Origin of the sequence: Lacticaseibacillus zeae subsp. silagei, assembly GCF_030770335.1 — a bacterium.
Lineage (GTDB): Bacteria > Bacillota > Bacilli > Lactobacillales > Lactobacillaceae > Lacticaseibacillus > Lacticaseibacillus zeae.
The window spans coordinates 2,231,763-2,245,017 of sequence record NZ_CP132484.1 but is presented as its reverse complement, the minus strand read 5'-3'; the positions used below and the strand labels follow the sequence as shown (position 1 = coordinate 2,245,017).

Below are 13,255 nucleotides of genomic sequence, written 5' to 3'. Positions count from 1 at the left end.
ACGCGAAAAATCAAGGTTATTCGCAAAGATTTTTTGAAGTTACGCTGAAAGAAAAACCGCGCTACAGCAGGGGTTTGCGGTTTTTAATGTTAAGGATGTAACCTAATGTAATCTTTTGTCATAGAACTTAACGTAACCGCAACACCGCGAATACATGTTCGTAATACTCACTGACTATACTAAGCCACAGTTAGTTAAGTCACCACATGAAATCAGGAGGAACTACGAACATGAAAAAGCTCTTAAGTACAGTATTATTCTCAGCCGTTGCATTATCCGCCGTTGCTTTGTCCAAACCTAGTCACGTTAGCGCAGCAACGAAAGATACTGAATCGACAACCGTCACTGCACCGGCTAGTGATAAGACGGAAGCCGACGTCACTTATAACGGCGGCGCAACAACTGTTTGGACTTCACCGACAGTGGGACAACAAGCAAAACGTTACGTTACAACTGGCGAACATCTTCAATTTGTTAACAGTAAAAAAGTTTATTCGGAAATTTGGTATGAAACTGCCGATCATGGCTGGGTTCCAGAACGCTACTTGAGCATCAATACCTTGCAGCAACTGGCACCGTTAACCCAGAAGGCTGACGCAAGCGCCGCACCGACGCAGACAACGTCACCAGCTGAACAGGCCGCTCAGTCAACTTCTAATAATGCTCAGGCTTCATCAAGTGCTGCTGCTCAAGATGCTGCAGCATCAAGTGCGGCCGCATCAAGTGCAGCTCAGGCAGCTGCCCAGCAACAGGCACAACAACAGGCTCAGCAAGCTGCTGCCGCTTCGCAAGCCGCTGCTCAGCAACAAGCTCAGCAATCGGCCGCTGCCCAACAGCAAGCACAACAAGCAGCCGCTGCTTCGCAAGCTGCGCTCCAGCAACAACAAGCTGCTGCATCTAAGGCTGCCGCTCAACAACAGCAGGCACAACAACCTGCCAGCCAGGCAACCGTTCAGACAACGCAGACAGCGGTTCAGACAGCTCAACCTCAACAGGCAACCCAACAACAAGCAACTAGCAACCAAGGCACCTTCAAGATCAGTTTCTATGATCCGTCTGTTTTAGGTAGCAACATGGGCTACAACGGTGTTGCCGCTAACTTAAGCGTCTTCCCTAAAGGCGCCAAGTTACGCATCACCATGTCAAATGGTCAGGTCTTAGAACGGACCGTCAATGACACAGGTTCATTTGCAGCAGGCAACCCACGTCAGCTTGACGTTGCAATGCCAAACAACCAGATTCCTTCAGCAGGGGTTCTCTCTGCAACGGTTGAAGTGATTGGCTAAAGCGATTTGCCATTAACTTGATTCAAAAATAAACGCACTCGCAGTTTCCCAATACAGGGAAGCAACGAGTGCGTTTTTTTGCAGAGCGTGAACTGGCGCGGTTAGAAGTCGGAGTATAAGTGGCCTTGGGCGTGATGGCCCGGGTTTAGGCCATCGCGACCAAGGTCCTTATACGCAGACTTCTGCGCCGGAGAACGCGTTTAAGCCAGAGCGTGAACTGGCGCGGTTAGAAGCTGGAGTGTAAGCGGCCTTGGCGTGATGGCCTGGGCTTAGGCCATTGCGAAGGTCCTTATACGCAGACTTCTGCGCCGGAGAACGCGTTTATGGTCGTTCATGGACTATCTGGGTCTCTGTCACGCTTTTGCGAAGAGTCACCGCACACGGGAACTCAGTAGCAAATAAAGTTGCGCAGCCTGAGTCAGCCGTTTATCGGTGACCTGAAACCAGCGATTAATCACCAGCTGGGAACTAATCAGTTCATCAACGGCAAGCTGGTCGCCAGTTGGCTGTTTAGGCGGCGCCACCGCTGCAATGAGCTGCCCTTTAGCGCTAAGTAATTGACTAAGTACATGGGTGATAGTGCGCAACTCGGCAGGGGATTGGTTAAACGCGCCGACAATCAGATCGTAAGGGCCGGTCAGCAGTTTTAACCAATGATCAGGCATGATGCGATAGCGCAGCCGATCGGAACTGGCCACTGCACGGGCACTTTGGATGGCAGCGGTATCGGTATCAATGCCCAGTACGGCAGCCGCACCATGGTTCAAGGCATAGCGGCAAAACCAGCCGTCACCACAATGAATCACAAGCACACGCAGATCCGTTACTGGCGGCATTTTCTTAACGAGCGCCTGCCACACTGGTTGATCGTCACCTGATTCGAATGGCATGTTGGGATTATCTTGCATATTAGGATATGGCGTGTCCATAGGTTCACAACCTTTCACATTCATTATAGAGGAAAATGACCCAAGATGTCGGTTGATCTTGCAGGTTTGTCGGCGATGAGTTAACAGCTTAACGAGGCCTGATTTAACACAGCGGGGAGCTTGTCTAAGGAAACACTGAAAAAAGTTCGGAAAAGTTAAACAAAAGTATTGCATTCTGCTAAGAAACATGAGAATATAATAGACATGTTAATTGCCCAGTAGTTCAGTGGTAGAATGCTTGACTGTTAATCAAAGGGTCGCTGGTTCGAATCCAGCCTGGGCAGGACTGAGCTGTGAACGATATAAAGTTCACAGCTATTTTTTTGCAGATTTTCATAAAGATTTATCACTGCTGATTGTGTTCAGACTGGGTCCGGATTTAATGAAATGGGTTCTATTTTTTGAAGCTGACTAAGACTGGCGTTCGCTCGAAAGAAAATATGATAACTATTGTTGCCTTGGAGTTCAGACAAAGGTTTATCATAAAGGTGTTGTTGAAGAACAGCGTCTGAATATTGATATTTCTTACAATTTTTAAGTTATTGATGATGAGTTCAAGTATGCCTAGTGAAACATCCAAATCGGAATGCATGACATTTTTCTGTATATCATTTGGGAATCGCAGGTTATTTAACAGTAGAAAAGGACTGAACTTATCTGGTACGTCCACAACATCAGTCAACATTACAGTCGTTGACAGAAACTGAAAGTTCGGTTCCACCGGTTTACCAAAAAATAAGGAGCAAGCTTTTATGGAAACAGTTAAATTAAACAACGGTGTCGATATGCCGATCCTCGGCTTTGGCGTCTTTCAGGTTACAGATCTCAATGTTGCTGAACAGGCAGTTTTGGATGCGATTGAATCAGGTTATCGGTTGATCGACACTGCTCAAGCATACGGTAATGAAGAAGCAGTTGGCCGAGCGATCAAACGTAGTGGTGTTGATCGTCAGGATCTTTTTATTACAACCAAGCTTTGGTTGACTGATACGGGATACGCGGCAACCAAGAAGGCGTTTCAAGCCTCGCTTGATCGACTGCAGCTGGATTATCTTGACTTGTATTTAATCCATCAACCTTGGGGAGACGTTCACGGATCGTGGCGCGCCATGGAGGAGTTGTATAAAGAAGGCAAAATTCGAGCAATTGGTGTGTCTAATTTTGAGCCGGATCAATTGACTGATATTGCAATTTTCAACGATGTGACGCCTGCGCTGAATCAAATTGAGGTTAATCCTTGGGATCAGCAACTTGAACCTGTCAAATTTATGCAAAACAACGACATCCAACCAGAGGCATGGGCACCCTTTGCGGAGGGGAAGCACGATATCTTCAAAAATCCGACATTAGCGGCAATTGGCGCCAAATACAACAAGTCAGTTGGGCAAGTCATTTTACGATGGCTGACTCAACGTGGTATTGTGGCAATCCCTAAATCCGTTCATAAAAATCGGATGATCGAGAACTTTAACATTTTCGATTTTAAATTGAACGATGATGATATGGGGAAAATTGCCGGCTTAGACATGAAGGAAAGTCAGTTCTTCGATCACCGTGACCCTGAGGCGCAAATGAAGATTGTTGGTAGGCGCATTAAATAAGACGAGGTGAGCTTGTTATGACGATTGATGAGGTTAGTAAGAAGTTTGACCTGACGAAAGACACGTTGCGTTATTGGGAGCGTATCGGGTTATTGCCCGATATTGCGCGTAACGCAAGTGGGTATCGTGAGTATGATGAACATGCGCTGAATTGGGTTTATTACATCATGATTCTTCGTAAAGCAGGGATGTCGATTGAGGCGCTTTCTGAATTTGTTAAACTTTTACGTGAAGGCGACCAGACGATTGCTGCTAGAAAGTCTTTGTTCATCGAACAGCGCGATCATTTAATGGCGCAGCGTGACAATATTAACAAGACACTTCGGTACCTAGACTACAAGATCGATCACTTTGAAGATCACATGCTTAGCTATGAAAACGAGAAATTGGCTTATGAAGGCAATTTGGCCGATGAAAAGTAGCACGGATTATTTTAGCTAAAAAACAGCTTTTCTTGAAAAAGAACACAAAAGAGACATGCTCTGAACGAATTTTGATGCTGCATGCCGTTACGGTATGGTATTCTAAGTAAAATATAGAACGGGAATGGTGACTTCATGCAAACAAAAATTCTAACACGTATGGGGCTATTATTGGCAGTCTTAATCGGATTGGCATTTGCGCCACCGATCACAGTTGGTTTTCTAGGTGTGCCGATTGTTTTGCAGAACATGGGCGTCATGTTGGTGGCCATGTTGTTACCGAAACGGTCGGCAACGATCACAATTGGCATGCTGCTGGCTTTGGCCGCGCTTGGCTTGCCCGTATTAACAGGTGGGCGTGGCGGCATCGCCGTTTTCATGGGGCCGACTGCCGGCTTCATGTATGGCTGGTTGCTGACACCGCTGGCCTATGCCGGCATTACCCATTACCTTAAGCAAGATTCTTGGGTGACCAAAGCCCTTGGGATGACGTTGGGCGGCGTGCTGCTGACGGAATTGTTGGGCGCCGCGTGGTTGGCTGCGACGACGAATATGACATTTGTTCCGGCGCTTTTGAGTGTTTTGATCTATATTCCAGGTGATCTGCTTAAAATGGCGCTCAGCGTTTTGGTGGTTCAACAATTAACGGCTGTGATGCCTGCGTTGAATTCAAAGTAAGCTAGTACAAAAAAGTATCTTGATTACCACCGTGTCAATGCATGGTGGGGAATCAGGGTACTTTTTTCGAACGGAGCTATGTTTTTGCAGGCTTTTAATCAACGAACAACAGTTCAAAAGCATGATCTTTTGTATTAATATTAACCGAAACGTGGCGATTGAGGTCACTCACGAGATTTCGGGCAAACGCCATTTTGGATTCAAAATCCTTCAACTTGGCCGTAAAAGGCACCGAATTGAAATCAAAGTTTTCGCCGATGAACGCGGCATCCGTGACATATTTAAGATTATTTTGATCGTGACGGCTGCCGGGTTTTAGAACAGCATCTAAATAACGGTACAATTCCGATGGCGAATAGTGTAACGGTTTAACCAGATCGGTTGTAATGTTGAAGTCTGGCGCATCATCGGCCATCTCTTCGTTGACCTGCACCTGTGTCAGTCCTTGATATAATTTCAATGTGGGCACCTCTCATCCTTATACTTTATTATAACATGCTCAGCGTTGGACGATTCGATCAATTGCGTTTTGAAACTCGGTGCGAGCTTCTTCGGTGGTTTCCTTAGCCTGGGCATTTTTCAAAAATGTCGTGAGTTCAGCTGTGGGAGCCGCGGCCAGTTCGCTAATAGCCCACGCGGCCGTTGCCCTGATCATGGGGCGGGGGTCGTTTTCAATGACCTCAAGTAGGTGCGGAACAGCACTGCGATCATGAAGGTTAACTAATGCAATGATGGCGTTACGCTGCAGCGGCTTTTTCCCGCGCCATGCCCCGGCCAGTTTACCGAAGCGGGTCTTAAAGCCTTTATTGCTTAGCGTTAGCATGGGAATCAATTCCGGCATCACGGTGTCGGGATCAGGTTCCATTTCGGGATGTATATGAAAATCTTTGCCTTTATTAAACGGGCAGACCTGTTGGCAGATATCACAGCCGTACAAGACATTGCGAATCATCGGCCGAAATTCCGGATCCATGTAACCCTTTGTTTGAGTTTGGTAAGACAGGCACCGCTGACCGTTCATCCGCCCATCGCCTAGCAGTGCCTTGGGCGGACAAAAGTCAATACAGCGGGTACACGTCCCACATTGACAAGCCATCGGTTCATCCGGTGCGAATTTAATATTCGTGATGATTTCGCCTAAATAGACATAGGAACCAAATTCAGGCGTGATTAGCAGGCCATTTTTGCCGATAAAACCAAGCCCGGCGCGCTGGGCGACGGCGACATCGATTAATTCTCCAGTGTCGACCATGGGTTTGAAGCGGATGGCTGTATCCGTCGCAGCCGTGTCTTTGATAAATTGCATTAATGCGTCCATCTTGCGATCCAAAACGGTGTGATAATCAATGCCCCAACTAGCCCGCGCAAAGCGACCGCGTTTAGGACCGGTGCGAGGTGGACGGTCATGAATTTTGGATGGATAAGCCAGCGCAATGGCAATGATACTCTGAGGCTGGTCAAAGATCTTGTCAGGATATAACCGTTCATCCAGATTTTGGTGTTCGAATCCGGTTGTATGGCCAGCGGCTTTTTGAGCCAGCAAACTGGGTTTTAATGCAGCAAAATCATCGGCTGTGGTAAAGCCGATTTTATCGATCCCCAAATCCTTCGCGTGGCTTTTGATCGTTTCCTTAAGATCCATGCCGCCAACCTCCTAACATTGATGATGTCATTATTTTAGCGAAACGGTAGCGGGAAAGCAAAATTGCAGAACGCTCCGACGCCTATTAACGCGGTTACTGGCGCAGGAGCCTGTGTGTAAAGACTTCGGGCGTGATGGACAAAGACCATTCTTTGCCATTTGGGCTTCAAGGCCACTTACACTCCGATTTCTAAACGCTCCTGTTCACGCTCACAAAAAAACGTTATCCAGCCATTGCCAGACAACGTTTTTCGTTAAAAGAACAGGAGGCGGAACATCGCTTTTTCACGACGCTGCTAACATATCGGAAAAATGTGAACAGATTGTGACGAATTTATCGCTAATTACTGAAGATAGAGTTCCCGGAGGTCGCGCTTTTCCGCCGGCGTGAGTTGCAGAGCGTCTTGCAGATAATTTTTCATGCCGCCGTACTCTTCGTCGATGGTCGCCAGTGCACTGTCGAGAAAGGCACCCGAAACGGTACCTAGGTCACGAATGTTAGCGAGCAACGCATCCGTTGCGCCGCGTTTGCGTGCCGCAGCAAGATTCTTTTCGACCATCGGCTGAATCAGGTCGTTGGTTGCCAAATAATCTTGCCGAATCGTATGACCATCGACCCCCAAAGCCGATAGCAGATAAACGGCGCCCATACCGGTACGGTCTTTACCTGCTGTGCAGTGGAACAGCACAGCGCCGTTTTCGCTGTCGTTACTTAACAGAATATCGAAAAATTGACGATAGGCTTTTTGGGCGGACGGCATTTTGACAATATCGGCGTAAGTTTTGACCATATTCTCGAAACCAGCGTGCGGATCGCGGGAGAAACTCTTTTGCAGGGCATCAGCCTGTTCGCTGCTTTTGGTTTCGTCGGTTGGGAAGACAGGGACGAAGTGGTATTCAGCGACGTTCGGATAGCGATCGGGCTCGGCCGCTTGTTCCTCGGGCGAGCGAAAGTCCACATCGGAAATCAGTCCATAATCGGCCAAATAATCCAAATCCTCATCAGATAATTCACTTAGTTTTGCCGAGCGGATAATTTTGTGAGATTTAATCACCTGGCCGGATTTGGTCCGATACCCGCCAAGCTCGCGAAAATTTAAGCCGTGTTTAATATTAAGAACATAAGGTGCCAAATTTAATTCCTCCATCGTGAAAACGTTTGACCCTAGTATACGCGACATTGATGGTGACCGGCAACGGGCCGAAGCGTTTTCATAATGACTAGATAAAAAGAGCCGCCCGCAGACGACTCCTAGTGTAACGCAAAGAAACTATTCTTCCGGTTGAGAAATAATTAAACCGGTAATGAAGGCTGCCACAAGGGACTTGGTTCCGGAACTAAGCGGGGAACCATTGTAGGTCAAAACGGAATTATTACCGATCAGATCTTCAATCCGAATGGTCGAACCCTCTGCAGCTGCTTTTTCCTGCTCTTTTTGTTTCGCGTACTTGTCAGGATATGCAACGCCTAACAAATCAAGCGGATCGACATCATAGTATTCAGCAAGCTTTCGAATACTGCGTTCGCTTGGAATTGTCTGATCGTTCTCCCACTTGGTAAAGCTTGCAGGGGACGTGTGCGTCGCCTTGGCAACTTCAACAATTGATTCGCCACGACTCTTACGGATTTGCCGCAAGACACTGCCAACACCATTTGTAATCATAAATTTCACCACGCTTCTTTTTTTCTTGTGCGACGCCGAATTCTTAAAAATTAAGAATACAAGCTTACTCACTATAATATAGCATCATTACGTATTAAATCAATCATTGAACCGCAAAATCAAAATTTATTTAAATATATTTTGATTGACGGTTCCTTGACCTGCCACGTTGACGCCTCAAGGTTGGTACTGATGTATATTTTACATGGTATGGTGATCGATTACCATGTTAAGACCAAATTTATTTCTTGTATTCGTTTCCTCACCGTTCTATGCTTAAGTTAATAAGAAAGTTAGGATGTGAGCGGAATGGACCAAGAATATGATCGCTTACTTGTACCCGTAGATGGGTCAAAGGAAGCCGAGTTAGCTTTCAGTAAGGCTGTTAAAGTTGCAATGGCCAACCAAGCCCACTTGGATGTTTTGAATGTGCTTGACACCAAGCAGTTTATCGGCAGCTATGGCGGTATGATATCCGGTGATGCGGTTTATCAGCTGACGCAAGATGCGCAGGAATACTTAGAGAATTTGAAAGAAGAAGCTAAAAGTACAGGACTGACCGATATTGACATCCACATTCGTTTTGGCAATCCCAAGACGGTTATCGCCACTGACTTTCCACATGACCACCACAACGATCTGATCGTCATTGGCGCCACTGGGCTGAACGCAGTCGAGCGGGTGCTGGTCGGTTCGGTAACCGAATACGTGAACCGCACCGCGCCATGCGATGTGCTCATCGTTAAAACTAAATAAGCTTTTGGTAAGGTAGGCATCGGCGACGTTGAATCGCTGATGCTTACCTTTTTTTTGGTGAGCGTGAACCAGCCCGGTAGAAACCGGAGTGTAAGTGGCCTTGGGCGTGATGGCGTTCTTTGCCATTGCGACCGAGGTCCTTACATGCAGGTTTCTGGGCTGGCGAACGCGTTATGCCAATCATAAAGTTGAAAGCGTTACAAACAAATCCAATAACTTGAGGGTGACTGCTGGCATTCTGACAGATCGCGGCGTAATGTATCTATAACCAATTAGCAAAGATTTGGAGGTCATTTGAAATGGCAGATACAAGCGATCGAACTGCAGAGGCTAAAACGGAAGCAGCATTGCGTCGCTACCAGGAACGCAAACGCTATACGGATTGGGTTGCCAAAATGTCACCGGAATTACGCGCTTATCATGATCATGAATGGGGCGTGCCGGTTCACGATGATCAAAAACTATTTGAGTTGTTATCGTTGGAAATTTTTCAGGCAGGTTTAAACTGGGAACTCGTGTTACGCAAGCGGGCTGCCTTCAAGGATGCTTTCCATCATTTTGATATTAAACAAGTGGCAGCGATGGATGAACCAGATGTGGATGCTTTGTTAAAACGTGCCGACATCATTCGCAACCGCATGAAAATTGAAGCGACGATTACCAACGCGCGCGCTATTTTAAAAATTCAGGCCGAGTATGGCAGCTTAAATGATTATTTGTGGGCCTTTGTTGACGGCAAGCCATTGGTTAACCGCCCCAAATCACTAGCGGAGATACCGACTAAAAGCGCACTGTCGGTAAAGATTGCCAAAGATATGAAAAAACACGGCTTTGCCTTCGTCGGCCCGGTAATCGTGTATAATTATTTGCAAGGCGCAGGATTAATTGATGATCATGTTGTTATGGAAGACTGATCCAATCAGCGCAAGAAGGGGCAAGGGCGTTGAAACGCATCCGCTTGTGGGGGATTTTTCTAGCCATCATGGGGTCAAGTTTTTGGGGTATTTCCGGCCCGGTAAGCGAGTCCCTGTTTGATAAAGGCATCAAGGTGTCTTGGCTAATTAGCTCGAAAATGCTGATTGCCGGTGGTGTGTTGATGGCGGTGGCCTTTTGGAAAGATCGGTCGGCCATCATGGCACCGTGGCGCAATCGGCGTGATGCGTTGCAGCTGATTATTTTTGTGTTATTTGGCATGATCGGCATGCAGTATATTTATTTTAAGGCCGTTGCCGTGGCGAATGCCGCAACCGCGACGATTTTGCAGTATCTTTCACCGGTCGTGGTCTTGGTTTTTCTTGCACTTCGATTGCGGGAAAAACCGCGTCGGATTGATTTACTGACGATTGGCATGGCTATGCTGGGGACAGCACTAGTTGTGACTAAGGGCCGGCTGACACATTTGGCGATTTCCCCGTCAGCTTTCTTTTGGGGCATCATGGCCGCCTTGGCTGCAGCCGCGTATACGTTATTGCCGGCAGGACTTTTAAAACGGCACTCACCAATTGTGGTGACAGCCTGGGCGCAATTGTTAGGCGGATTCCTGGTTGATGCGTTTGATCCCTTTTGGAAACAAATACCGCATCTTGATGCCGCTGGCTGGGCCGGTTACTGGTTTATTGTGATTTTCGGAACGATTATCGCTTATTCGGTGTACCTTGCCAGCCTACAGTTTATTTCGCCAACAGCAGCAACCTTACTGGATGCGTTCGAGCCGTTGGGCGCAACACTTGTATCGGTAGCCTTCCTGCATATGCATCTAGGGTTTGCCGAAGTGCTGGGCGGGGTGCTGATTATTTTGACAGTTGCCATGATGGCAATTGTGACACCACGTGGACCTAAGCTGGAAAAACGACCCGATGAATGAACTATTTTGGTTTGAGAGTCAGTTGGTGATCAACAGCGGCTAAAACGTAAACGACCCTAGAGACTTGTTTTGCCTCTAGGGTCGTTTGATCTGAAGGCGATTGGACGAATCGATATCGCCAGTCGACAACTTTAACTTGCGTGTTTGACTAGGAGATTCGGCAGTGCCTGTTGGTGTTGGTTACGCCGTAATGCCAGGATATAGCCATTTTTTATGAGTAATCGGTACGTGACAAATAATTGCAGTCGGATAGGGCGGCCTAAATAATCAATGATCGGATACGGTTTTTGATTGCTTAGCATCGTGCTCATCTCCCGACTCCATTATATAACTTGAAATGTCACAGGTTTATGACAATCACCTACATTAGATGGCGCGTCCATGCTATACTGGCGTATGAATCAGCAATGAAGATGGAGGCACAGTATGGATCAGTTTAGTATTAGTAATTTAGCAGACTGGCTTGAAGCGCATAGCGATGAGTTGATGGCCAAAACCACCCAACTGGATCCCACGAAGGTATATGCCATTGTGGATTATTTGAAAGTGCTCAAAAAGCCGGCTGAGAAATACCTGCACATGAAACAGACCGACTATTACACAACTGAGTCAGATCACAAATTGAATCTACCAGACGATCAGGCACCCCTGACGGCTACTCACGATCGCATTATGGTCAATCACGTTGATGGCTCCATTAAAGATGATCAACTGAATTTTACATATAACCACGAACCGGTTTTCGATGGTGGTTATGCACCTCAACGCGATCTCAACATCGTGAAGTATGGTCTGGAGGTCATCGGAGCAGTGGCAACCAGCGGCCACATTGAGACGGTCAGCAAGGCCTTATCCCCAGACGCCGTTCTCACACTTGTGCTGGCGGCCACCGCATTCGCTAACCACCAGTCTTAAGACTACGCAGGCGTTGCCAGCCAGTCATGGTCGGTTAACTCATGATATTTTTTCGAAACCGGAACCCAGAGATGGGCTCTTAAAATAGCGCTGATGCTTTGCCAAAATGCAGGGTCGTCGCGCTGTTTTTTATTCGTTGTAATCGTAATGGGGACGCCGGTTTCAGTGATGGCGTTAATGTTAGGGTAAACAATTTGCTGCAACTGGGTTGCAATAAAGTCAGTTTGGTTAATCAACATAAGAATCATCCTTTCATTTGTTGATAAAACCAGCATAACCAGACCATGTGGTGATATCACGAATCAACCGGGATGAATCTGGGGAAAATTGATGATGAAGTTGTGGCTTTTCCCTTAAGTAATGGTTAAGGGCTTTAAGGAACAGACTGGCGGAGTTTGCGGTCTTAACCCAAATGCCTATCAACCTACAGAAAAGCCGCATAATCCTGCTGCAACCGATTGCGCAATGTTTGCTTAGCCGGTTCGGAAATGAACGCGGCGTTAATGGCGTTTAAATTGAAGGCCAAGAAGTCTGCAGCGGTGGTTTTAAAATAGGTTTGATACAGCTCGTACTCGTGGGTCAGAGTCGTATTGGAAACAGTGCGGTTGTCGGTGTTGATGGTGATAGCAGCACCGGCAGCTTTGAGCGCTTGATACGGGAACTCATCTAGTGACCGGGCCGCTTTGGTTTGCAGGTTGCTGGTCAGGCACAGTTCGATCGTGGTATGGGTCTGGACGATCTTTTGAATGAGGTCTGGTTGATCAAAGCAGGCAGTGGCATGACCGATTCGCGGAATGCCAAGGAAAATGGCTTCGGCAATATTTTGCGGACAGTGACATTCGCCGGCGTGAAAAGTTAATGGAACGCCGAGCGCTTGCGCAGTTTTGATCGCAGGAGCGCACACGCTGGTGGGAAAATCAGCCTCGTTGCCGGCAAAATCGCCGCCGACCAACCCGTTACCTAGCAGCGCAGCATTGGCACGAAACATGGCTTGATTATCAGCATTGGGCAACTGGCGCATGCCACAGACGAGCGCTTTAGCAACAATGTCGAACTTGGTCATGGCCTGGTGCAGACCTTCGATGACAGCCTCGGTTGCTTCACTTAAAGACAAGCCGCCGCTGATTGAGAACGCTGGGGCAAATCTGATTTCGATATACCGAACATTTTCTTCCGCCGCCTGGGCGACAACATCGAAAGCCGCCAATTGTAAAGCTTTTTTGGTCTGGAGCAGTGGGGCAACAAAGTCAAAAGTTTTGAGATAATCAGCCAGATTTTCAGAATCGGCCGGCGCCTGAACGAGTTGGCGCAAGGCGTCATCGGAGGCCGGCAAAGGGCGATTGATCATTTTGGCGAGTTGGCGAATGCATCTTAGCGATAATGAGCCGTCAAGATGGCAGTGCAGTTCCGTTTTACCTAAAGCATGTAGCGTGTCGAAGTCCATCGGTTTCTCCTTTGTTAAAGCCTAGAATGACTTGAGTTTAACATAGGCAGCAGC

Annotated in this window: 16 protein-coding genes and 1 tRNA gene; 9 read left to right on the top strand and 8 right to left on the bottom strand. The window is 47.3% G+C overall.

Translation table 11 applies throughout. From position 1 onward, the window contains the following. The first annotated feature begins 230 nt into the window (after nucleotides 1-230). Nucleotides 231-1,286 (top strand): RlpA-like double-psi beta-barrel domain-containing protein, encoded by a 1,056-nt coding sequence (locus tag LACZS1_RS10455; protein WP_306402851.1) that lies wholly within the window; start codon nucleotides 231-233, stop codon nucleotides 1,284-1,286. A 371-nt stretch (nucleotides 1,287-1,657) separates the two neighbouring features. On the opposite strand, the gene LACZS1_RS10450 is transcribed toward LACZS1_RS10455, so the two are convergent. Continuing rightward, nucleotides 1,658-2,215 (bottom strand): class I SAM-dependent methyltransferase, encoded by a 558-nt coding sequence (locus LACZS1_RS10450; protein ID WP_010491926.1) that lies wholly within the window; start codon nucleotides 2,213-2,215, stop codon nucleotides 1,658-1,660. A gap of 212 nt (nucleotides 2,216-2,427) precedes the next feature. Between LACZS1_RS10450 and LACZS1_RS10445 the strand changes: the two genes are divergently transcribed. The 4 genes from LACZS1_RS10445 to LACZS1_RS10430 all read left to right on the top strand — a co-directional run bounded on the left by LACZS1_RS10445 (nucleotide 2,428) and on the right by LACZS1_RS10430 (nucleotide 4,916). Continuing rightward, nucleotides 2,428-2,499: transfer RNA gene (locus tag LACZS1_RS10445), tRNA-Asn, on the top strand. Between the two features lie 468 nt (nucleotides 2,500-2,967). Next, a complete protein-coding gene (locus tag LACZS1_RS10440; RefSeq protein ID WP_010491922.1) occupies nucleotides 2,968-3,816 on the top strand; it encodes an aldo/keto reductase in 849 nt (282 codons plus the stop codon). A 17-nt stretch (nucleotides 3,817-3,833) separates the two neighbouring features. Next, on the top strand, nucleotides 3,834-4,238 hold the full coding sequence (locus LACZS1_RS10435; protein WP_070651997.1) for a MerR family transcriptional regulator: 405 nt from the start codon (nucleotides 3,834-3,836) through the stop codon (nucleotides 4,236-4,238). A gap of 135 nt (nucleotides 4,239-4,373) precedes the next feature. Next, nucleotides 4,374-4,916, top strand: coding sequence for a biotin transporter BioY (locus LACZS1_RS10430; RefSeq protein WP_070651998.1), 543 nt, complete (start codon nucleotides 4,374-4,376; stop codon nucleotides 4,914-4,916). Nucleotides 4,917-5,010: 94 nt separating this feature from the next. Here LACZS1_RS10430 and LACZS1_RS10425 read toward each other — a convergent pair whose 3' ends face one another. The 4 genes from LACZS1_RS10425 to LACZS1_RS10410 form a co-directional block, all read right to left on the bottom strand. Beyond that, nucleotides 5,011-5,376, bottom strand: coding sequence for a hypothetical protein (locus LACZS1_RS10425; RefSeq protein ID WP_010491917.1), 366 nt, complete (start codon nucleotides 5,374-5,376; stop codon nucleotides 5,011-5,013). 39 nt (nucleotides 5,377-5,415) lie between these two features. Then, nucleotides 5,416-6,558, bottom strand: a complete 1,143-nt coding sequence (queG, locus tag LACZS1_RS10420; protein ID WP_070651999.1) for a tRNA epoxyqueuosine(34) reductase QueG — start codon at nucleotides 6,556-6,558, stop codon at nucleotides 5,416-5,418. Between the two features lie 344 nt (nucleotides 6,559-6,902). Then, nucleotides 6,903-7,691: a tyrosine-protein phosphatase gene (locus LACZS1_RS10415; protein WP_010491913.1), complete on the bottom strand. Its 789-nt coding sequence runs from the start codon at nucleotides 7,689-7,691 to the stop codon at nucleotides 6,903-6,905. Between the two features lie 138 nt (nucleotides 7,692-7,829). Next, nucleotides 7,830-8,222, bottom strand: a complete 393-nt coding sequence (locus tag LACZS1_RS10410) for a helix-turn-helix domain-containing protein (protein ID WP_010491911.1) — start codon at nucleotides 8,220-8,222, stop codon at nucleotides 7,830-7,832. A gap of 309 nt (nucleotides 8,223-8,531) precedes the next feature. On the opposite strand from LACZS1_RS10410, the gene LACZS1_RS10405 reads away from it, so the two are divergent. The 3 genes from LACZS1_RS10405 (at nucleotide 8,532) to LACZS1_RS10395 (ending at nucleotide 10,842) form a co-directional block, all read left to right on the top strand. Further along, nucleotides 8,532-8,978, top strand: a complete 447-nt coding sequence (locus tag LACZS1_RS10405; protein ID WP_010491909.1) for a universal stress protein — start codon at nucleotides 8,532-8,534, stop codon at nucleotides 8,976-8,978. 299 nt (nucleotides 8,979-9,277) lie between these two features. Continuing rightward, nucleotides 9,278-9,892, top strand: coding sequence for a DNA-3-methyladenine glycosylase I (locus tag LACZS1_RS10400; RefSeq protein ID WP_025012742.1), 615 nt, complete (start codon nucleotides 9,278-9,280; stop codon nucleotides 9,890-9,892). Nucleotides 9,893-9,921: 29 nt separating this feature from the next. Continuing rightward, complete coding sequence (locus tag LACZS1_RS10395; protein WP_070652000.1) at nucleotides 9,922-10,842, top strand: DMT family transporter; 921 nt, start codon at nucleotides 9,922-9,924, stop codon at nucleotides 10,840-10,842. A gap of 131 nt (nucleotides 10,843-10,973) precedes the next feature. Here LACZS1_RS10395 and LACZS1_RS10390 read toward each other — a convergent pair whose 3' ends face one another. After that, entirely contained in the window at nucleotides 10,974-11,153 is a 180-nt protein-coding gene (locus tag LACZS1_RS10390; RefSeq protein WP_306402914.1) for a hypothetical protein, read from the bottom strand. Between the two features lie 115 nt (nucleotides 11,154-11,268). Between LACZS1_RS10390 and LACZS1_RS10385 the strand changes: the two genes are divergently transcribed. Beyond that, nucleotides 11,269-11,757 carry a hypothetical protein gene (locus LACZS1_RS10385; protein ID WP_070652001.1) on the top strand — a complete coding sequence of 163 codons (489 nt, stop codon included), beginning with the start codon at nucleotides 11,269-11,271 and terminating at the stop codon, nucleotides 11,755-11,757. A gap of 2 nt (nucleotides 11,758-11,759) precedes the next feature. On the opposite strand, the gene LACZS1_RS10380 is transcribed toward LACZS1_RS10385, so the two are convergent. Continuing rightward, the gene (locus tag LACZS1_RS10380) at nucleotides 11,760-11,996 is read right to left on the bottom strand and encodes a hypothetical protein (RefSeq protein ID WP_010491898.1); all 237 of its coding nucleotides are present in this window, start codon (nucleotides 11,994-11,996) and stop codon (nucleotides 11,760-11,762) included. A 185-nt stretch (nucleotides 11,997-12,181) separates the two neighbouring features. Beyond that, nucleotides 12,182-13,201, bottom strand: a complete 1,020-nt coding sequence (gene add, locus LACZS1_RS10375) for an adenosine deaminase (RefSeq protein WP_070652002.1) — start codon at nucleotides 13,199-13,201, stop codon at nucleotides 12,182-12,184. Nucleotides 13,202-13,255: the final 54 nt, after the last annotated feature.

Coding starts and splice junctions, on each gene's coding strand:
- LACZS1_RS10455 (WP_306402851.1), top strand. CDS start 231: ATGAAAAAGCTCTTAAGTACAGTATTATTCTCAGCCGTTGCATTATCC.
- LACZS1_RS10450 (WP_010491926.1), bottom strand. CDS start 2,215: ATGGACACGCCATATCCTAATATGCAAGATAATCCCAACATGCCATTC.
- LACZS1_RS10440 (WP_010491922.1), top strand. CDS start 2,968: ATGGAAACAGTTAAATTAAACAACGGTGTCGATATGCCGATCCTCGGC.
- LACZS1_RS10435 (WP_070651997.1), top strand. CDS start 3,834: ATGACGATTGATGAGGTTAGTAAGAAGTTTGACCTGACGAAAGACACG.
- LACZS1_RS10430 (WP_070651998.1), top strand. CDS start 4,374: ATGCAAACAAAAATTCTAACACGTATGGGGCTATTATTGGCAGTCTTA.
- queG (WP_070651999.1), bottom strand. CDS start 6,558: ATGGATCTTAAGGAAACGATCAAAAGCCACGCGAAGGATTTGGGGATC.
- LACZS1_RS10410 (WP_010491911.1), bottom strand. CDS start 8,222: ATGATTACAAATGGTGTTGGCAGTGTCTTGCGGCAAATCCGTAAGAGT.
- LACZS1_RS10405 (WP_010491909.1), top strand. CDS start 8,532: ATGGACCAAGAATATGATCGCTTACTTGTACCCGTAGATGGGTCAAAG.
- LACZS1_RS10400 (WP_025012742.1), top strand. CDS start 9,278: ATGGCAGATACAAGCGATCGAACTGCAGAGGCTAAAACGGAAGCAGCA.
- LACZS1_RS10390 (WP_306402914.1), bottom strand. CDS start 11,153: ATGAGCACGATGCTAAGCAATCAAAAACCGTATCCGATCATTGATTAT.
- LACZS1_RS10385 (WP_070652001.1), top strand. CDS start 11,269: ATGGATCAGTTTAGTATTAGTAATTTAGCAGACTGGCTTGAAGCGCAT.
- LACZS1_RS10380 (WP_010491898.1), bottom strand. CDS start 11,996: ATGTTGATTAACCAAACTGACTTTATTGCAACCCAGTTGCAGCAAATT.
- add (WP_070652002.1), bottom strand. CDS start 13,201: ATGGACTTCGACACGCTACATGCTTTAGGTAAAACGGAACTGCACTGC.